The following is an 18,650-nucleotide window of genomic DNA, read 5'->3' as shown; positions in this document are numbered from 1 at the left end:
CATTTTTCGTCGCTAACGTCCTCGACGGGTTCCGCGGGCGTCGTCATTCGCCGGCCAACGGGGGTGGGCCGGGCGGACACCGGTGCGCGCGCACATGCGCCGGCACCAGGGAAAAGGCGCGCGGAACTCCCGAGAACCCGACGCGACAAAGGACGACCTCGTGCTGCGATACCGAGTTCTTCCCGGCGTGCGCGCGACCCGGCTCACCGGCCCCCGGCGGGTCGCCTTCGGCGCGCTGGTGGCCGGCCTGGTGCTGGTGACCGCCGCCTGCGACCCGACGTCCCCGACGGTGGGCGGCGGCGCCGGCTCCGCCGTCGATCCGGCGGTCAGCGCTCCGGCGCCGGTGGCCCTCTCCTCGACCTTCGCGCCGTCGTCGACGACCCCGGGGTCGAGCACCCCCGCGCCGAGCGACAGCGCGAGCGCCACGTCGTCGACACCGTCGAGCACGGCCTCGACCCCGGCCACGCCGTCGGCCGGCGCCACGTCCCCCTCCGGTCCGGCCACGACCGCCGCGCCGGGGACCACCCGCCCGCGACCACCCGTCTCCTCGTCGCGACCCGCGCCGGCGAATCCCGAGATGAGCGAGGAGGAGCGCCGGGTCGCCGAGCTGACCAACGGGGAGCGGGACCGGGCCGGCTGCCCGGCGCTGCGGATCGACAACCGGCTCAACGCCTCGGCCAGGGGGCACAGCGCCGACATGGCGGCCCAGAACTACTTCGACCACCGCTCCCTCGACGGGAGGAGCTTCGCGGACCGCATCCGGGCCGCCGGCTACCCCAACCCGGGCGCGGAGAACATCTCCGCCGGCCAGACCACGCCGGAGGCGGTGGTGCGGGGCTGGATGAACTCGCCCGGCCACCGGGCGAACATCCTCAACTGCGACCTCAGGGCGCTGGGCGTCGGCATGGCGCGCGGCGGGAGCTACCGGATCTACTGGACCCAGAACTTCGGGTGGTGAACCCCTGCCCCCGTCACCCCCGACCTGGGCGGTGATCCGGTGGGCGTTCCGCCGAGCGCGCTCCCAGCGCTCGGCGGAACGCCGGTCCGGTTCCGCGAGGGCGTCGCCGTCAACTGGGCGACGCGCCCCCGGCCGGACCCTCGGAAACGGGTGGGGAGCTGTCGGACGAGGGCCCGGCGGCTCCCCGCCTGACTCCTGTCGTCCCCTCCGCCGCCCGGGCGCGGTGGCGGTCTCCGCGCCTGGTCGTCGCCATGACGACCAGGGTGAGCACCGCGCAGGCCGGGTAGGCCCAGCCCAGCGCGGACAGCGGCCACGGCCGGGGGATCTCCCAGATCGAGGGCTGGGCGACCAGCAGCCAGGAGACCACGTAACCGGCGCTGGCGAGCAGCCACGCCCCGGCGACCGGCCCCGCACCCCTGACCGCGCTCCGGGTGGGCGCGCTGGTCAGCCAGACCAACGCCGGCACCACCCACACCCAGTGGTGGCTCCAGGAGACCGGTGAGGCCAGCAGACCGAACAACTGGACCGCGAGCACGACGGCCACCGGGTCGTCGCGGCGCAGGGCGGCCCGCGCCGCGACCGCGGCGAGCGCGCCGACCGCGAGAACGGCACCCCACCACGGAAGCGACCACCCGACGTCGGCGCCGAGCGAGCGGGACAGCGCGCCCCGCAGCGACTGGTTGATCGCCGAGCCGACCGGCCCCACCCGGCCGGCGTCCCCGAGCAGTTGGAACCAGAACCGCCGGGACTCTTCGGGCGCCGCCAACCACCCCAGAGCGACGGTGGCCGCGAAGGTCGCCAACGACCAGGCCGCCGCGTGCCACCGCCGGGTCGCCACCAGGCACAACCCGGCCACGGCCGGCGTGAGCTTGACGGCGGCGGCCAGGCCGACGGCGGCGCCCGGCAGCGCCGCGCCCCGCCGGGTCAGGGCCGTCCACACCGAAGCCGCCAGGAACAGGTTGACCTGGCCGTAGTTGAGGGTCGTGCGCACCGGCTCCAGCCAGAGGGCCGCCGAGGTCCACAGCAGCGCGGCGCTCCGGCGGGTCCCCGGGTCCACACTGTCCACTAGGGACAGTGCACTGTGGACCAACAACCACAGGCACAGCAGGGACGACGCCTGCCACAGCCCGACCACCACGGGCCACGGCAGCGCGGACAGCGGCAGGAACAGCAGGGCGGCGAAGGGGGTGTAGGTGAACGGCAGCGGGAACGAGGCGTCCCCCGGGTCGACGAGGCGGAAGTCGTAGAGGCCGCCGGTCAGCACCTCGGGCGCGGCCTCCCGGTACACCCGCAGGTCGATCAACGAGCTCACCGGCGGGCAGCCGGTCACCACCAGGTGGATCGCCACCGACAGGCCCAGCACCCAGGGGGCGGACGCCAGCAACCGCGCCCGTGCCACCGACCGCTCGCCTCCCCGCCTCGCCCGCCGCCCGACCCCTGATCGCCCCTTGATCGACCCGGCCGCCCGGGGTGGTTGACCCCTGCGCGGTGGTCTTCCCCCGATCGGGAGCCACCGCCGCGACGCGGCGCGACAGGCGGGCTGGGGCGGGGCACGGGGACCGGGACAAGTGATCGGCCCAGCGCGATCCGGCGTGGCGGCTTTGCTTGCGGGGCAGGACATCCACGATCACGGCGGGCGTGGCGGACCTGACCGATGAGCGGTGGCACGCCTGAAGCCGCTGATCTCGGTGCGTCCCCGTCGCTTCCGCTGTCCGGCCGCAGGCGTGCCGAGGGCCAGTCCGCGCTGAAGGGCATCTCGCACGTGGTGCGCACCGGCAACCGGCACCGACGGCACCGGCTGACCGCCGCGCTGTGCCCGCGCCTCGGGCGCGACGTGGCGGCTGCTCCGCCGCCGTGGGGACTCCGCCCCCTCTGTGGGCTCACACAGGAGGGATCGCGCTGGGCCGAGCCCGGCGGACCGGCGCAACCCCGGCTCCGCACATCATCTGATCAACGATGTGGAGAGCATCCCGTGGCAATCACGCCACCGGCGGGCACCGCAACAACCTCACCTCGCTGATTCTGGGCTTGGTCGGCAGACCGCACCGTCGCCTGGCTCAAGGGCTTCTGCCGACTCCGCACGCGCGCCAAGCTCCGAATCGGTGTTCACCGGGCCGTCATCAGCCTGACCCGCTCGATCATCCACCTCCGCGAACTCGTTCTGGACCAACCACTGAGTCCACTGAGGACAGTCGATCGGAGGCGAACGGCGACCCGCAGAAGCACGGCGGCTCATACGAGCTGGCGCACCGGCATCCCTTGGCGGTCACGCTCACCGGTGGGCGCCGCGACCACGGCACTCCACTGAATTCCCCTGATCGAAGCGATCCCACCGGTTCCGAGACGTGGTCGGCAAGCTCCGCCGCCGGTCGCGCCGGTGCACCGCCCCGCCTCTTCGCTCGCCGTGGGGTCGACCGCGGCTCGACGTCCGGGCAAGGTGCGCTGGCCGGAGACGGGCGAAGGGCGCTCAAGACCAGCTCGTGGCGAGCGACCCGAACACCCCGCTGACCGCATTCCGCGCCAAGATCGACGTCTACCTGGTGCACGCCTAGGATGGGTCGGTCGCCCGGGCTGACCGACGCGCAGTTGGTCAACCTCGTGGTGGCGAAGGCGTTGTGGGGGCCGTCCTTCAAGCCCGCTGGTCGCGGTTCCTGCCCACCCGAATGCCCGGCGCGTTCCGATAGCTGCCGGGCCAGTCCGGCCACAACCGTCGTCCACGCGCGGCGCTGCCACTGGTCAAGTGGGTCATTGCCTGTTGCCGGTCGACGCCGACCTGTGGGCCGAGCTGGTCTGGATCGCCGTCTCCGCGCTGGTGGGGCGCCTGTTCCCGCCCGATGGTGAAGCGCTCATCGTGGGCCGGCTGGGCGGAGCAAGGCTACTGCCGCTCGCACTCGCGCTGGTTTCGGTCTGTGCCCCCACCTGTCCGCACTCCCGGCGGGCTCCCGGCCGCCGGGCACTGGTCGACCCGAAGTTCCGATGAGCGGCAGGTGCTCATGGATCCGCGACCACCACCCCGCCCGCTCCCCGACCCCGCCCTGCTGATCACCACTGGCAAGGGCTACGTCTACCGGGAGCTTGACCACGTGGAGAGTCCGTCTCCGCGCTCCGTTCGGCTGTTACGAGAACACCGGTTCGGGGGCCAGCACGACGCGCCAGCCGTCGGGGTCCTCGACCGTGACCGCGCCGCGGGTCGCCCAGTACGGGTTCTCCGGCTCGACCGGGCCGTGGCCCAGGGCGGCGAGCCGCTCCGCCACGGCGTCCCGGTCGGCCGGCCCGGCGAAGTAGAGCACCAGCAGGTTGTCCGCGGTCGGCGCGGGGCAGGGGCTGCCGTCGACGTGCGAGGTGAACTCCAGGTGGTAGGCCGCGCCGGGCAGCCCGAGCATGACGCCGGAGTAGCCGGCGTGCTCCTCGAACCGGAACAGCTCGGGCAGGCCGAGCCCGTCGCGGTAGAAGTGGACGACCTCGTCGAGGCGGTCCGTGGGCCGGGCCACCCGCACCTGGACGGCGGGCAGCGCCGCCGGCCACTCCGCGGTGGCCGGGCGCGTCGCGGCGGGGTTCTCGTGCTCCACGGGTGCCTCCTCGATTCCGGTTCGGTACGAAACGTAATGAGGGGCGGCCGCGACGGACACGTGATCATCGCTACGCCGGGTTCGGTCAGCCCTCCATGGCGTCCCGGATCGGCCGCAGCTTGGCCGCGGCCTCCTCGACCTCGCGGTCCGGGTCGGAGTCGGCGACGATGCCGCAGCCGGCGAACAGGCGCACGGCGGCGCCGTCGACCTCGGCGCACCGCAACGCGATCCCGAGCTCGCCGTCGCCCCGGGCGTCGACCCACCCCACCGGACCCGCGTAGCGGCCCCGGTCCATCCGCTCCAGCTCGGTGATCAGCCGGAGGGCGTCGGCGGTCGGGGTGCCGCCCACCGCCGCCGTCGGGTGCACGGCCTCGGCGAGCCGGAGCAGGGACGCGTCCTCGCGCACCCGGCCCGAGACGTCGCTGGCCAGGTGCAGCACGTTGGGCAGGCGGAGCACGTGGGGCTCGTCGGGCACCGACAGCTCGGCGCAGAACGGGCGGAGCGCCTCGGCCAGCGACCGCACCGCGTACTCGTGCTCGGCCCGGTCCTTGCGGGAGGCCAGCAGCTCGGCGGCCAGCTCGTCGCCGCTCGCGCCGGCGCGCGGCCAGGTCGTGCCGGCGAGCACCCGCGACGTGACGAGGTCGGCGCCCCGGCGCAGCAGCAGCTCGGGGGTCGCGCCGACCAGGCCGTCCACGGCGAACGTCCAGCAGCCCGGGTAGCGGGCGGCCAGGTTGTGGAGCAGGAAGCGCTGGTCGACCGGCTCGTCGGTGTGCGCGGTCAGGTCGTGCGCGAGCACGACCTTGTCCGCGGCTCCGGCCCGCATCCGGGCCACCGCCTCGCTGACCGCCGCGCGGTAGTCGGAAACGGACAGCTCGCCCTCGGCGTAGCGGGGGACCGAGGGGCGGCGGACGGGCTGGACGGGCGCGGCCGGCTCGTGCGGGTCGAACTCGGTGACCCAGGTCGTGTCGCCCCGCCGGCCCACCACGACCCGGGGGACGACCACGACCGAGCGCCCCGGCTCGTCGGCGAAGGCCATGCTGACGAAGGCCAGCGGGCCGGTGCCCGGCAGGCCCACCTCGTCCCGGACCTCGACCCCGCCGACGAACTCGCGCCACCAGGCGTCGGCCGCCGCGAACCGCCCGGGCCCGGCCGGCTCGAACCGGGCCACCTCGCCCCAGCCGACCACGCCGTCGCCGGCGCGCGTCCACGCGAGGACGTTCGTCGGGCCGGGCAGCGCCGCCAGCGGCTCCGCGCGTGGGGTCAGCACCCGGGTGCGGGCGCGCAGCCCGGCGTCGGGCGTCGGGACCGGGGCGGAAGTCACCCGGCGAGGGTAGGAGCGCGGGGCGGCGCCACCCCCGCCGACCCCTGTCGGATGTGGCCCGCGCCCCTGTCCCCGACCAGCGCTGACCGGCTCCGGCCGGCTCAGTCCCGACTCCGCGCCGGTGGTGGCCGGCCCGCCCCTACACTCGGCGGACGTGGCGGAGACAGCGGCGGGCGACGTGGCGACTCACCTGACCGACGCGAAGCCGCGCCGGGGGTGGCGGCGCGTCACCTCCACGGTGCTGCTGGTCGTCGGCTGCGTGGTGAGCACGCTGTGCGTCCTGCTCGTGGTCGGGTGCTGGATGAACGACCGCGCGATCGAGCACCCGGAGCCGGGCCGCGCCACGGCCGAGGTCGTCCTCGTCTCCTTCCCGCGCACGGTGGTCCGCTACACCACGCCCGACGGCGCGGTCTACAGCCCGTCCCTGGGCGTGCTCTACCCGGAGGGCCTCCAGACGGGGCAGCTCGTGCGGGTCGAGTACGACCCGGCGCAGCCGGACAAGCTGGTGCGGATCGCCGGCCGTGACTTCCGCATCGCCCTGCTGCCGGCCGGCACCACGCTGCTCGGGGTGTGGGCCGTGGTCGGGCCGCTCGTCTGGTGGCTGCGTCGCCGCCCGGCGCGCTGACGTCCCGGCGCTGGCGGGTTCTCGCACGCCGGGCCTTCGCGCCCTGCGCCCCTTCGCACACCGGGCTTCCGCGCTCCCGGGCCTCGTGTGCCGCGCCCTCCCGCTCCACGGCCCTGTTGTCCTGACCCTCGCGGAGGGCCGCACTGTCGTGATCCCGTCGACCCCTTCCCCTGGCAGGCCCCTGGATGTAACACTTCCGCCGACATTCGGTGTTCGGCTGTAACATCGAGATGGGCCGGATCGGTGGAGGTGGGCCGTGACCGAACGGGCCGAGCTGGCGGCGTCCCCCGGGCGGGAGACCCCCGAACGGGAGATCGAGGAGCTGGAGCGCCGGTTCCAGCGCACGGTCGACGCCGAGCAGCGGATCGAGCCGCGGGACTGGATGCCGGAGGCGTACCGCCGCACCCTGGTCCGGCAGATCGCCCAGCACGCGCACTCCGAGATCATCGGGATGCAGCCGGAGGGCAACTGGATCACCCGCGCGCCCAGCCTGCGCCGCAAGGCCATCCTGCTGGCCAAGGTGCAGGACGAGGCGGGGCACGGGCTGTACCTGTACGCGGCGACCGAGACGCTGGGCGCCGACCGCGAGGACCTGACCCGCCGGCTCGTCGACGGCCGGCAGAAGTACTCCTCGATCTTCAACTACCCCACGCCGACCTTCGCCGACGTCGGCGTCATCGGCTGGCTGGTCGACGGCGCCGCCATCTGCAACCAGGTCCCGCTGTGCCGCACCTCCTACGGCCCCTACGCGCGGGCCATGATCCGCATCTGCAAGGAGGAGTCGTTCCACCAGCGGCAGGGCTACGAGCTGCTGATGACGATGATGCGGGGCAGCGCCGAGCAGCGCGCGATGGTCCAGGACGCGGTGGACCGCTGGTGGTGGCCGTCGCTGATGATGTTCGGCCCGCCGGACGACGCCTCGACCAACACCGAGCAGTCCATGCGCTGGCGGATCAAGCGGCACACCAACGACGAGCTGCGGCAGAAGTTCGTCGACATGACGGTGCCGCAGGCGGAGAAGCTGGGCGTCACCCTGCCCGACCCCCAGCTCCGGTGGAACGCCGAGCGCGGGCACCACGACTTCGGCCAGCCCGACTGGGACGAGTTCTGGCGGGTGGTGAAGGGCGACGGGCCGTGCAACGCGCAACGCGTCGCCCACCGGCGCCGGGCGCACGAGGACGGCGCGTGGGTGCGGGAGGCCGCGGCGGCCTACGCCCGCAAGCGGGCCGGCGACGCCGGCGGAACCGGGCGGGCGGCCCGGACGGAGGGGGCGGCATGAACGAGACCAGGTCGGCGTGGCCGCTGTGGGAGGTGTTCGTGCGCGGCAAGCGGGGGCTCAACCACGTGCACGTGGGCTCGCTGCACGCGCCGGACGCCGAGATGGCGGTCCGCAACGCGCGGGACCTCTACACGCGGCGCAACGAGGGCGTGAGCATCTGGGTGGTGCCGGCGGCGGAGATCACCGCGTCCAGCCCGGACGAGAAGGACCCGTTCTTCGCGCCGAGCGGTGACAAGGTGTACCGCCACCCCACGTTCTACGCCATCCCCGACGACGTTCCGCACCTGTAGGGGGCGCGATGAGCTGGGACAACGCCTACGAGTCGCTCACGGAGGAGCACGACGTCAGCGGGCACTGGGCGTTCGGCACCGGGTTCGCGGACGCCCTCGCCGGCGTCGGCCACGACGTGCCGGCCGACGTGGACCGGGCGGAGCTGGCCGCGTACTGCGTGATGCTCGGCGATGACGCGCTGGTGTTCGCGCAGCGGCTGTCCGAGTGGTGCTCGAACGCGCCGGAGCTGGAGGAGGACGTCGCGTTGGCCAACATCGCGCTGGACCTCCTGGGGCAGGCCCGGATGCTGCTCACCCGCGCCGGCGAGGTCGATCCGACCGTCCGCCCGGCGGCCGCGCCGGAGCACGTGCCCGACGAGGACGCCCTGGCCTACTTCCGGGACGAACGCGCGTTCCGCAACGTGCGCATGGTGGAGCAGGAGCCGGGGGACTTCGCGGAGACGGTGGCCCGGCTCCTGGTCTTCGGCTGCTGGCGGCTGGCGTTGTTCGAGCGGTTGGCGGGCAGCCGCGACCCGGTGCTGTCCGCGATCGCCGCGAAGGGCGTCAAGGAGCTGGCCTACCACCGCGACCACGCGGCACAGTGGGCGCTGCGGCTGGGCGACGGAACCGAGTTCTCGCGGGAGCGGATGCGGGCCGGGCTCGACCGCGTGTGGCCGTTCGTGGCGGAGCTGTTCACCCCGCACCCGGTGGAGACCCGGCTGGCCGAGGCGGGGGTCGCCGTCGACCCGGCCGAGCTTCGGTCCACTGTGGACGACGTGCTGGACCGGGTGCTGGTCGCGGCCGGGCTGCCCCGGCCGGAGACGCCCGCGTTGCCCGCGGCGGCCGGGCTCGCCGGGCGCCACGGCGTCCACACCGAGCCCATGGGCTACCTGTTGGCGGAGATGCAGCACATCGCCCGCTCGCACCCGGCGGCTGTGTGGTGAGCGCCGTGCCCACATCGCGTCGACTGTCCACTGAGGACCTGGAGCGGGCCCGGCTGGTCGCGGAGCGGGTGTGCGACCCGGAGCTGCCCGTGCTCACCCTGGCCGACCTCGGCGTGCTGCGGGACGTCGCGGTGGAGGCCGGGCGCGTCGTCGTCACCATCACGCCGACCTACTCGGGCTGTCCCGCGTTGGACGCGATGCGCGCGGACCTGCGGTCCGGCCTCGCCGCCGAGGGCTTCCCCGACGTCGAGGTCCGCACCGCGCTGCACCCCGCGTGGACCACGGACTGGATCAGCGAGGAGGGCCGGCGCAAGCTCGCCGAGCACGGCATCGCGCCGCCGGCCCGCCTCGGCCCCCGCGCGGCCGGCCCGGTGCCGTTGCGGCTCGAACCCCCGTCCGCCACCGTGCGCTGCCCCCGGTGCGGCTCCGCGGACACCGTCGAGCTGTCCCGGTTCGGGGCCACGGCGTGCAAGGCGCTGCGCCGCTGCCAGGACTGCCGGGAGCCCTTCGAGCACGTGAAGGAGATCTGAGTGGCCACGCCCACGCTGACCCGACGCCCGGCACGGCGGTCGACCTTCCACCGGTTGACCGTGGCCGGGGTGGACCGGCTGTGCGCCGACGCCGTCGCGGTCACCTTCGCCGTGCCACCGGATCTCGCCGAGGAGTACGAGTTCCGCGCCGGCCAGTACCTGACGCTGCGCCGGCAGGTGAACGGCCAGGAGGAGCGCCGGTCCTACTCGATCTGCGCGCCGGTCGGCGCGGCGCCGAGGATCGGCGTGCGGCGCGTGGCGGGCGGGCTGTTCTCCGCCTGGCTGGTCGACGCCGTGCGGCCGGGCGACGTGGTGGAGGTCCTGCCCCCGCTGGGGGCGTTCTGCCCGGACCCCGAGGCGCCCGCGCACCACTGCCTGGTCGCCGCCGGCTCCGGCATCACGCCGGTGCTGTCCATCGTGTCGAGCGTGCTGGCCGCGAATCCCGCCAGCCGGGTGACCCTGCTGTACGGGAACCGGCGCACCGACACGGTGATGTTCGCCGAGGAGCTGGCCGACCTCAAGGACCGGTACCGCTCCCGGCTCCAGCTCGTGCACGTGCTCTCCCGCGAGCCCAGGGACGTCGAGCTGTTCTCCGGACGGCTGGACGCGGACCGCCTGCGCCGGCTGCTCGACGGGGTGGTGCCGGCGGCGGACGTGGACGAGTGGTGGTTGTGCGGGCCGTACGGGATGGTCCGGGACGCGGAGGCGGTGCTCGCCGAGCGGGGCGTGCCGAAGGACCGGGTCCACCACGAGCTGTTCTACGTGGACGAGCCGCCGCCCGAGCCCGCCCGGCCCGAGGACGTGTCCACTGTGGACGGTCCGACCAGCGAGGTGGTCGTCCAGCTTGAGGGGCGCGCCACTGCGCTCACGTTGCCGAGGGACACCCCGATCCTCGACGCCGCGCAGCGCGTTCGCGCCGATCTTCCCTTCGCGTGCAGGGGCGGCGTGTGCGGCACGTGTCGCGCGCGGGTGGTGGAGGGCGAGGTGCGGATGCGGCGCAACTACGCGCTGGAGGACCACGAGGTCGCCGCCGGGTTCGTGCTCACCTGCCAGTCGCTCCCCGTCACGGACCACGTCACCGTGGACTACGACGCCTGACCGGGCTGGTCGTGTGGCTGGCGGCCGCGCTGTGACGTCGCGGCACGGTCGGGTGAGGGAGCCGATGACCGACTGGCGGCCCGACGCCGCCTGTCGCCCTCACCCCATGGGGTTCTTCGCTCCTGCCACCCATTCCGGGGAGCTTTCCCGCGCCGTTTCTGTCAGACCCGCATGAGATGTTTGAAGTGGGGGTTCCCCCATAGCAAAGCCTGAAGAGAACAAAAGAGAAGGGCACGCGAAAAGCGCCCGGCCGGCTCCTGGCCGGAGAGGGCCGAGCGGACGTGCCGAGGGCCGGGCTGGCGCGAGGCGCGCGCGAGCGGTGGCCCGGCGCGTTCTCGTGACCGGGGACGGCGGGTGTCAGCCCTGGGCCGCCCGCCACCACTCCATGATCTGCTGCGCCACGGCCGGCGCGGCGACCAGGAGCCCGCCCCCGGGGAAGGGGTCCGGGGCGCCGTCCCGGTTGAGGACCACCGCGCCGGCCTCCAGCGCGAGCCCGAGCCCGCCCGCCACGTCCCACTCGTGGTAGTCGTCGAGCACCGCGCCCACGGCGTAGCCGAGCGCCACCTGCGTGATCGCGAGGGCCGCCGACCCGAGGACGCGGACCGCGCAGTGCGCCGCCGCGGCGTGCTCGGTGAGCGCGGACATCCCCGGCCAGAACCGGCCGTGGGTCAGCTCGACGCACAGGATCCCGCCCCGGACCTCGGTCTGCTCCGGGAGCCGCACCGGTGTGCCGTTCGCCCGCATCCCCCGCCCCCGCGCGGCGGCGTAGATCTGCGCGCGGTACGGGTCCGCGACGACGCCGACGACCGGGCCGTGGGCGTCGACGAGGGCCAGGCTGTAGGCGCACCATGGCAGCCCGGCGAGGTAGTTCGACGTGCCGTCGACGGGGTCGACCACCCAGCGGAACGGGGCGGGCTCCCGGCCGGCCTCCGCCAGGTGGGCGTCGACGCCGTACTCCTCGCCGACGATGGGAATGTCGAACTCGCCGGCGAGCACCCGGCGGGTGTGGCGCTCCAGCGTGCGACCGGTGTCGGTCACCCAGTCGAAGGGCGTCTCCTTGACGCCCGGCCGCGCGCCGCGCCCCGCGGTCGCGGAGATCACGTCGGCGGCGTCGTTGGCCAGTCGCCCGGCGACCTCGAGGGCCCGCGAGACCAGACCCGGGTCGACGGGTGGGGCCGGACGGGAGAACAGGGCGGTCATGCCTCCCAAGGATGACCCTGTCTGGTGTCCGCGATGCGACACCGAAGTGAATTGCCGTCGCGGAGACACGTTGTTGTCCCACCGTTCCGCGCCCTGTCACACCACCGTTGTCTCCGGTGGGCACCGTTCCCGGTGTGCGGGTCGCCATCGTCACCGAGAGTTTCCTGCCCCACGTCAACGGAGTGACCAACTCGGTGCTGCGCGTGCTGGACCACCTCCGCCGCACCGGCCACCAGGCCCTCGTCGTGGCGCCCGGCGAGGCCCCCGACGAGTACGCCGGCTTCCCGGTCGTCCACCTCCCCTCGGTGGACCTGCCGGGGGTGCGGTCGCTGCCCGTCGGCGTCCCCACCGGGAAGGTGACCGCCGCCCTGACCGCCTTCCGGCCGGACGTGGTGCACCTGGCCTCGCCGTTCGTGGTCGGTGCCCGCGCGGTCGCGGCGGCCCGCCGGCTCGGGTTGCCCACCGTGGCCGTCTACCAGACCGACGTGGCCGGGTTCGCCGGCAGCTACGGCCTCGGCCGGGCCGCCCGGCTGGCCTGGCGGTGGACCCGGCGGCTGCACGCCAGGGCCGACCGCACGCTCGCGCCGTCGACGTGGGCCGTGGAGACCCTGCGCGCGCACGGGGTTCCCCGGGTGCGGCGCTGGGGGCGGGGCGTCGACACGGCCCAGTTCCACCCGGGCCGCCGCGACCCGGCGCTGCGGGCCGCCCTGGCGCCGACCGGGGAGCTGCTCGTCGGCTACGTGGGCCGGCTCGCCCCGGAGAAGCACGTCCACCGGCTCGCCGCGGTGGCCGCCGAACCCGGCGTGCGGCTGGTCGTCATCGGCGACGGCCCGTCGGCCGGCGCGTTGCGCGAGGCGCTGCCCGACGCCGCCTTCCTCGGCCTGCTGACCGGGGATGAGCTGGCCGCCGCGTACGCGAGCCTGGACGTCTTCGTGCACCCGGGCCCGCACGAGACCTTCTGCCAGGCGGTGCAGGAGGCGTTGGCCAGCGGCGTGCCCGTCGTCGCCCCCGACGCGGGCGGCCCGAGGGACCTGGTTCTGCCCGGCCGCAACGGTTTCCTGGTGCCACCGCACGACGACGCGGCGCACATGTCAGGTCTGCGGGACGCGGTGCGGGCGCTGCGCGAGCCCGCCACCCGGGCCCGCCTCGGCGCCACGGCCCGCCGTTCCGTGCTGCGACGCACGTGGCCGGCGGTGTGCGACGAGCTGCTGGGCCACTACAGCGAGGTCATCGGTGGCCTGGCGGAAGCGAGGACGGCGGCCTGATGCGCATCGTGCAACTCGCCAACTTCTACGGCCCGAGATCAGGCGGACTGCGCACCGCGCTGCACCACCTGGGCGCCGGCTATGTCGAGCGGGGGCACGAGGTCGTGCTCGTGGTGCCCGCCGCCGAAGGCGCGGACGAGGTGATGCCCTCCGGCGTCCGCCGCGTCTGCCTGCCCGCGCCCCGCATTCCGGGCACCGGCGGGTACCGGGCACTGGACGGGTGGCGGGTCCGGAGCCTGCTCGCGCGGCTCCGGCCCGACCGCCTGGAGGTGTCCGACCGCATGACCCTGCGGGGCATGGGCCGCTGGGCGCGCCGGCACGGCGTCCCGAGCGCGGTGATCTCCCACGAGCGGCTCGACCGGCTGCTGGAGCAGTTCCTCCTGCCGGCCGGGGTGGCCCGCCGCGTGGCGGACTGGGCGAACGCCCGCATGGCCGCCGACTACGACACCGTGGTGTGCACCACCGGGTTCGCGCAGGAGGAGTTCGAGCGCGTCGGGGCGGGCAACGTCCGGCGGGTTCCCCTGGGCGTGGACCTGGACGAGTTCCACCCCGGCCGGCGCAACGCCGCGTCGCGCGACCTGCTCGCCAGGGGCGCGGACGTGGTGCTCGTGCACTGCGGGCGGCTGTCGCCGGAGAAGCACGTCGAGCGCAGCGTCGACGCCCTCGCCGAACTGCACCGGGCCGGCCACCGGGCCCGGCTCGTGATCGCCGGGGACGGGCCGCGCCGCGCGGCCCTGGAGCGGCGGGCCGCCGGCCTCCCGGTCACCTTCCTCGGCTTCGTCGGCGAGCGGCGGGCCGTCGCCCGGCTGCTCGCCAGCGCGGACGTCTCGCTCGCGCCGGGTCCGCACGAGACCTTCGGCCTGGCCGCGCTGGAGTCGCTGGCCTCGGGCACGCCGGCGGTGGTGTCGGCCTCCTCGGCGCTCCGGGAGATCGTGACCCCGGACTGCGGCGCGGCCGTGCCGGACGACGCCACGGCCTTCGCCGACGCCGTCGTGGACCTCCTCGCCCGGCCCGAGGCGGCCCGCCGCGCCGCGGCCAGGGCCAGGGCGCGCCGCTTCCCCTGGTCCGGATCGGTCGACGGGATGCTGGGCGCGCTGCGCGTTCCCGGTCCCGGGTCGGGCAGCTACGTGGCCGTTCCGGGGCGGTCGTAGGCTGCGAGGATGGTCAGGGCGGACTTGGACAAGGACCCGCGCGCGGTCGCCGAGATGTTCGATGGTGTCGCGCGGCGCTACGACCTCGCCAACACGGTCATCTCCTTCGGGCAGGACCGGCGGTGGCGGACCAAGACCTCCCGGGCGGTGGACCCGCAGCCGGGCGAGCGGGTGCTCGACCTGGCCGCCGGCACCGCCGTGTCCACCGTCGAGCTGGCCAGCTCCGGCGCCTGGTGCGTGGCGGCGGACTTCTCGCTCGGGATGCTGGAGCGGGGCCGCCACCGGGGTGTGCCGCTGGTGGCCGCGGACGCCCTGCGCCTGCCCTTCGCCGACGAGAGCTTCGACGCGGTGACCATCTCCTTCGGGCTGCGCAACGTGGTGGACACCGAGGCGGCGCTCCGCGAGATGGCCAGGGTCACGCGGCCAGGCGGCCGGATCGTGGTCTGCGAGTTCTCCCGGCCCACCTGGCAGCCGTTCCGCTGGAGCTACGAGCTCTACCTGCGGATCGTGCCGTGGGTGGCCGGCAGGGTGTCGTCCAATCCGGAGGCGTACCGCTACCTCACCGAGTCCATCTCGGAGTGGCCGGCGCAGCGGCAGCTCGCGGAGATCATCCACGCGGCCGGCTGGCGGGACGTGGCCTGGCGCAACCTCATGGGCGGCGCCGTGGCCCTGCACCGCGCCGTCAAGCCGGAGGCGACCGCCGGGGCGGAGGGCGGCGCCCCGCCCGCGAGCGCCGAGGACTCCGGGGACTCCGGCGACTCCGCGGCCGCCGGCCGACCGGACCAGTCGGCCGCGGAGTGACGACAACCGCGTCCCCGACAGATGTGAGGATCGCTAAACTCCGGCGCTGAGACTTCGTGAAAGCGTTCACAAGTCGGCGTCCGGGAGCGGAGCGCGTTGTCCCGCCCGTGGACGCCGGCCCGACGTGGGTACCCCGCGGACGTGGGGGCCCCGCGAGATGAGGGAGGCGCGATGCGCAGGGGGCCGGGCGAGGACGCGGAAGTCATCGTGGTGGGGGCCGGACCGGCCGGCGCGACCGCCGCGACCTACCTGGCCAGGGCCGGGGTGGACGTGCTCGTGCTGGAGAAGAGCACCTTCCCCAGGGAGAAGGTCTGCGGCGACGGCCTCACCCCGCGCGGCGTGAAGCAGCTCATCGACCTGGGCATCGACACCCGCGAGGAGGCCGGCTGGCTGCACAACCGGGGCCTGCGCGTGATCGCCGGCGGGGTGACCGTCGAACTGCCGTGGCCCGAGCTCGCGAGCTTCCCGCCCTACGGCGTCGTGCGGCCCCGGCAGGACTTCGACGAGCTCCTCGCGAGGAACGCGGAGAGCGCCGGAGCACGCCTGCTGGAGGACACGACCGTCACCGGCGCTGTCACCGACGAGCGCACCGGGCGGGTCGTCGGCGTCACCGCGAAGACCGGACCCGACCGCACCCCCGCGACCTACCGCGCGCCCCTGGTGCTCGGCTGCGACGGCGTGTCCGCGCGGCTCGCCCTGTCCGTCGGCCTGGAGAAGCGCGACGACCGGCCGATGGGCGTGGCCGTGCGGCGCTACTACACCAGCCCCCGCACCCACGACGACTACCTGGAGTCGCACCTGGAGCTGTGGGACCGGTCGGCGCCCGGCGAGCCCCGGCTGCTGCCCGGCTACGGCTGGATCTTCGGGATGGGCGACGGCACCGTGAACGTGGGGCTGGGCAGCCTCAACACCGCCGTCGGCAACTCCAAGATCGACTACCGCGCGCTGCTGCGGTCCTGGCTCGACGGCACACCCGAGGAGTGGGGCCTGCGCGAGGCCAATGCCATCGGCAAGGTCGGCGGCGCGGCGCTGCCCATGGGCTTCAACCGCACGCCGCACTACCGCTCCGGCCTGCTGCTCGTCGGCGACGCGGGCGGGATGGTGAACCCGTTCAACGGGGAGGGCATCGCCTACGCCATGGAGTCGGCCCGGCTCGCCGCCGAGTGCGTGGTGCACGCGCTCGCGCGCAACGACGGCGCCTCGCGGGAGCGCGCCCTGGCGGGCTACCCGTCCCTGCTCCGCCAGCGGTTCGGCGGCTACTACCGGCTGGGCAACATCTTCAGCCGGCTCATCGGTCAGCCCGTCGTGATGCGCACCGCGACCCGCTACGGCCTGCCGATGACCCCGCTCATGAAGGTCGTCCTCAAACTCCTCGCCAACCTCTACGACCCCCGCGACGGCGACCTCATCGACCGGGCCATCACCACCGCCACCCGCCTCGCCCCCAGCGCCTGACCCACTGCCGGTGCGGCGAGCCGGCGTGCTCCGAGGCGGAAAGGCAGGGGGCGACCAGTTGAGTCGCCCCCTGTGCCCAGGCCCCGATGCCTACCGCGTCTCTCCCCGGGTCCTGCGGCGAGCGAGGACGACGGCGGCGGACCCGGCGAGCACTGCCAGCGCACCACCGATCGTGAGGCCACCCACGTCCGCGCCGGTGTTGGCGAGCTGCGGGACGGCCTTGGCGGCCGGGAGCGGAGCGGCGATCTGCGGCCCCGCGCCGGCGGCCACCGGGGCGACAGCGGTCGTAGTGCTGGAGGAGACGGCCGGGGTCGGCGTCGGCGTGGTCGACGTTCCGTTCACGGGCATGACCGGAACGAGGAGGTGGGCCGGATTCGCCCGCTTCGTGCAGGCGTACCAGGTGTCGCTCGCGTGGTCCCGCTGCCAGGACGAGCCGGGCGCCAGATCCACCCAGTGGCAGCCGACCTCGGCGCTGATCAGGAAGGACCCGTCCGGCCCCGTGGTCGCCTCGCCGTACACGTCCTGGGTGTCGGGTCCGCCCTGCCCCATCTCGAACAGGCGCACCTTCACCTGACCGACGCCCTCGCCCGGATCGACCTGCTTGTTCCCGTTCCGGTCGTGGAAGACGACACCGGTCAGGGTGCCCTGGGCGAGCTTGGTCCTGGCGTGCAGCCTGATCGAGTTGTTGTGGTGGTCGGCCTCAGCGCCGTTGTGGGTGAAACCGGTGAAGAAAGCGAAGCCGCCCCGGTCGGCGGCCCATTCGGGAACCGTGGTCCGCAACGTCACTGTCCGGACGTCGCCCGCTCCCAGCGACACGCCAGGCCCGTCGGGCGCCAGATCGCCCCATGCCGCCGGCTCGATGCGCAGGTCGTCCGGTGGTGGCTGGCTGGTCCACCGGATATGCCTCACACCGTTCGCGGTGGCTTCGCCGATGTTGGTCACAGTGACGGTGATGACGACTGTGTCACCAGCGTGGTACGGATTCTTGTTCGGGTCGTCCCGGTCGAGCTTGGCTGATACGGCGAGATCGGCCAGCGGCGCCTGTGGAGTTCCCTTCTTCGGCGCGTTGTCCTCCGCCTTCTTCTCGGTCTTCGCCTCGGCGGGAGGAGCCTCAGAAGACGGTGGAGGTGAAGGCGCTGACGCGGATGCCGGAGCAGGACCGTTCTCGCTGGATTGCTGAGCGTGCGCGAACCCGAGAGCGGGGCCGACGAGCAGGAAACCCGTGAGCGCCACGAGCGGCGCTCCTGACAGCCGGGCTCTTCGGAGAAGAGACGTCACATGCGCTCCAGAGGGCTGGATTCCGTCGTTACTCTGCCCGATGATCGAAGCATGAGTGTCTGACGTTTCAGCCCCTGCTGGCCCGTTGCTGTTTCGTGACGCGGATCGCGACCTCAGCAACCCCAGGACGGCCGCTGCTGTCGCCTTCACGAGCTGTCCCAGGCGGCAGGGAGGAGGTGCTGTGAAGACCCGTCCGCCCTGGGAAGAGAAGGGCCTGTACGGGCGCTCGTCTCGATGTCGAGCCAGGGGAGTGAGCATTTTTGAATTGCCCACACGGGGTTGTCCTGTCACAGGTTCCAGGAATAACTATCAGGTAGACAAGGGCGTTCCTGGGGGAGTTTGGCGTTGGCGGACGGAATGTCGCCGGCCTGGGCTAGGGCGTGGATCTCGTGGGCGAGTGGGGTGACGTCGCGGATGCGGACGATCCATTCGTCGACATAGTGACGGCTTGCCTCGGGGCTGAGGCCGATCTGGATCGCGCGGTGCGGTTGGGGGCGTAGCCACAGGTCTCGTTCGGGGTCCCACTGGACGCGGACGGGGCTGGCGGAGAGCTGGGCGCGCCACGACTCGCGGCTCTCGTGGACGCGGTGCGAGTAGTGGCTCAGGCAGGAGTTCTCCAGCGCCCAGCGCAGGCCCTCGTGGGTGATGTCGATGGCCAGAACCCGTTCCTGCTGGGGTTTCGTGGCCCAGCCGGACCGGTACATCATCCAGAGGAACGACGGTTTGATCCAGGTCATTCGCTCGGGTTTGAAGGGGGCGACGAAGGTGCCGGCCGTGAGCGCCCGGTCGGCGATCACGTGGCCGTAGGCCTGGTAGACCGTCACGGTTTCGTTGTCGAACTGCGCTCGGATTTCGCGCTCTTTCACGGCCTGTAGGTTGTGGGTGGTGCCCGCTACCGTCAAGGGCT

17 protein-coding genes and 1 pseudogene are annotated in these 18,650 nt (G+C 73.9%); 12 read left to right on the top strand and 6 right to left on the bottom strand.

Going from position 1 to position 18,650, the window contains the following annotated elements:
- Positions 1-160: 160 nt before the first annotated feature.
- On the top strand, positions 161-958 hold the full coding sequence (locus BUE43_RS00930) for a CAP domain-containing protein (protein WP_234995470.1): 798 nt from the start codon (positions 161-163) through the stop codon (positions 956-958).
- A gap of 109 nt (positions 959-1,067) precedes the next feature.
- On the opposite strand, the gene BUE43_RS00925 is transcribed toward BUE43_RS00930, so the two are convergent.
- Positions 1,068-2,579, bottom strand: a complete 1,512-nt coding sequence (locus BUE43_RS00925; RefSeq protein ID WP_073479406.1) for a mannosyltransferase — start codon at positions 2,577-2,579, stop codon at positions 1,068-1,070.
- Between the two features lie 635 nt (positions 2,580-3,214).
- Here BUE43_RS00925 and BUE43_RS35865 point away from each other — a divergent pair.
- A pseudogene (locus BUE43_RS35865) lies at positions 3,215-3,326 on the top strand (IS5/IS1182 family transposase); the annotation flags it as partial.
- A 748-nt stretch (positions 3,327-4,074) separates the two neighbouring features.
- On the opposite strand, the gene BUE43_RS00915 reads toward BUE43_RS35865, so the two are convergent.
- The gene (locus BUE43_RS00915) at positions 4,075-4,527 is read right to left on the bottom strand and encodes a VOC family protein (RefSeq protein ID WP_234995468.1); all 453 of its coding nucleotides are present in this window, start codon (positions 4,525-4,527) and stop codon (positions 4,075-4,077) included.
- 85 nt (positions 4,528-4,612) lie between these two features.
- On the bottom strand, positions 4,613-5,848 hold the full coding sequence (locus BUE43_RS00910) for an isochorismate synthase (protein WP_083959214.1): 1,236 nt from the start codon (positions 5,846-5,848) through the stop codon (positions 4,613-4,615).
- A 154-nt stretch (positions 5,849-6,002) separates the two neighbouring features.
- Here BUE43_RS00910 and BUE43_RS00905 point away from each other — a divergent pair, with 154 nt between their 5' ends.
- The 6 genes from BUE43_RS00905 to paaE all read left to right on the top strand — a co-directional run bounded on the left by BUE43_RS00905 (position 6,003) and on the right by paaE (position 10,593).
- Positions 6,003-6,473: a DUF3592 domain-containing protein gene (locus BUE43_RS00905; RefSeq protein ID WP_234995467.1), complete on the top strand. Its 471-nt coding sequence runs from the start codon at positions 6,003-6,005 to the stop codon at positions 6,471-6,473.
- A gap of 313 nt (positions 6,474-6,786) precedes the next feature.
- Positions 6,787-7,752 carry a 1,2-phenylacetyl-CoA epoxidase subunit PaaA gene (gene paaA / locus BUE43_RS00900; RefSeq protein WP_200797362.1) on the top strand — a complete coding sequence of 322 codons (966 nt, stop codon included), beginning with the start codon at positions 6,787-6,789 and terminating at the stop codon, positions 7,750-7,752.
- On the top strand, positions 7,749-8,042 hold the full coding sequence (gene paaB, locus BUE43_RS00895; RefSeq protein ID WP_073479404.1) for a 1,2-phenylacetyl-CoA epoxidase subunit PaaB: 294 nt from the start codon (positions 7,749-7,751) through the stop codon (positions 8,040-8,042). Before paaA ends, paaB begins: the two co-directional genes overlap by 4 nt.
- Positions 8,043-8,050: 8 nt before the next feature.
- Positions 8,051-8,965 (top strand): 1,2-phenylacetyl-CoA epoxidase subunit PaaC, encoded by a 915-nt coding sequence (gene paaC, locus BUE43_RS00890; protein WP_073479403.1) that lies wholly within the window; start codon positions 8,051-8,053, stop codon positions 8,963-8,965.
- A gap of 5 nt (positions 8,966-8,970) precedes the next feature.
- Positions 8,971-9,495: a 1,2-phenylacetyl-CoA epoxidase subunit PaaD gene (gene paaD / locus BUE43_RS00885; protein WP_234995466.1), complete on the top strand. Its 525-nt coding sequence runs from the start codon at positions 8,971-8,973 to the stop codon at positions 9,493-9,495.
- Positions 9,496-10,593 carry a 1,2-phenylacetyl-CoA epoxidase subunit PaaE gene (gene paaE, locus BUE43_RS00880; RefSeq protein WP_073479402.1) on the top strand — a complete coding sequence of 366 codons (1,098 nt, stop codon included), beginning with the start codon at positions 9,496-9,498 and terminating at the stop codon, positions 10,591-10,593. It abuts the gene before it with no gap.
- Positions 10,594-10,950: 357 nt separating this feature from the next.
- Here the strand turns inward: paaE and BUE43_RS00875 are convergent, their stop codons facing one another.
- A complete protein-coding gene (locus tag BUE43_RS00875) occupies positions 10,951-11,793 on the bottom strand; it encodes an inositol monophosphatase family protein (protein WP_073479401.1) in 843 nt (280 codons plus the stop codon).
- A gap of 116 nt (positions 11,794-11,909) precedes the next feature.
- Here BUE43_RS00875 and BUE43_RS00870 point away from each other — a divergent pair, with 116 nt between their 5' ends.
- From BUE43_RS00870 to BUE43_RS00855, 4 genes are all read left to right on the top strand, one after another.
- A complete protein-coding gene (locus BUE43_RS00870) occupies positions 11,910-13,058 on the top strand; it encodes a glycosyltransferase family 4 protein (RefSeq protein WP_327083413.1) in 1,149 nt (382 codons plus the stop codon).
- On the top strand, positions 13,058-14,209 hold the full coding sequence (locus BUE43_RS00865) for a glycosyltransferase (RefSeq protein ID WP_073479400.1): 1,152 nt from the start codon (positions 13,058-13,060) through the stop codon (positions 14,207-14,209). Before BUE43_RS00870 ends, BUE43_RS00865 begins: the two co-directional genes overlap by 1 nt.
- 9 nt (positions 14,210-14,218) lie before the next feature.
- Positions 14,219-15,010 (top strand): demethylmenaquinone methyltransferase, encoded by a 792-nt coding sequence (locus tag BUE43_RS00860; RefSeq protein WP_083959212.1) that lies wholly within the window; start codon positions 14,219-14,221, stop codon positions 15,008-15,010.
- A 171-nt stretch (positions 15,011-15,181) separates the two neighbouring features.
- Complete coding sequence (locus BUE43_RS00855) at positions 15,182-16,465, top strand: geranylgeranyl reductase family protein (protein WP_073479399.1); 1,284 nt, start codon at positions 15,182-15,184, stop codon at positions 16,463-16,465.
- A 90-nt stretch (positions 16,466-16,555) separates the two neighbouring features.
- Here BUE43_RS00855 and BUE43_RS33195 read toward each other — a convergent pair whose 3' ends face one another.
- Both BUE43_RS33195 and BUE43_RS00845 read right to left on the bottom strand, forming a co-directional pair.
- Positions 16,556-17,698 (bottom strand): LPXTG cell wall anchor domain-containing protein, encoded by a 1,143-nt coding sequence (locus BUE43_RS33195; RefSeq protein WP_159447670.1) that lies wholly within the window; start codon positions 17,696-17,698, stop codon positions 16,556-16,558.
- A 332-nt stretch (positions 17,699-18,030) separates the two neighbouring features.
- Positions 18,031-18,609, bottom strand: a complete 579-nt coding sequence (locus tag BUE43_RS00845; RefSeq protein WP_073479397.1) for a DUF4291 domain-containing protein — start codon at positions 18,607-18,609, stop codon at positions 18,031-18,033.
- Between the last annotated feature and the right edge of the window lie 41 nt (positions 18,610-18,650).

It is taken from the genome of Streptoalloteichus hindustanus (assembly GCF_900129375.1).
Taxonomy (GTDB): Bacteria; Actinomycetota; Actinomycetes; order Mycobacteriales; family Pseudonocardiaceae; genus Streptoalloteichus; species Streptoalloteichus hindustanus.
The sequence above is the reverse complement of the archived record's forward strand: the minus strand, read 5'-3'. Positions and strand labels throughout refer to the sequence as shown.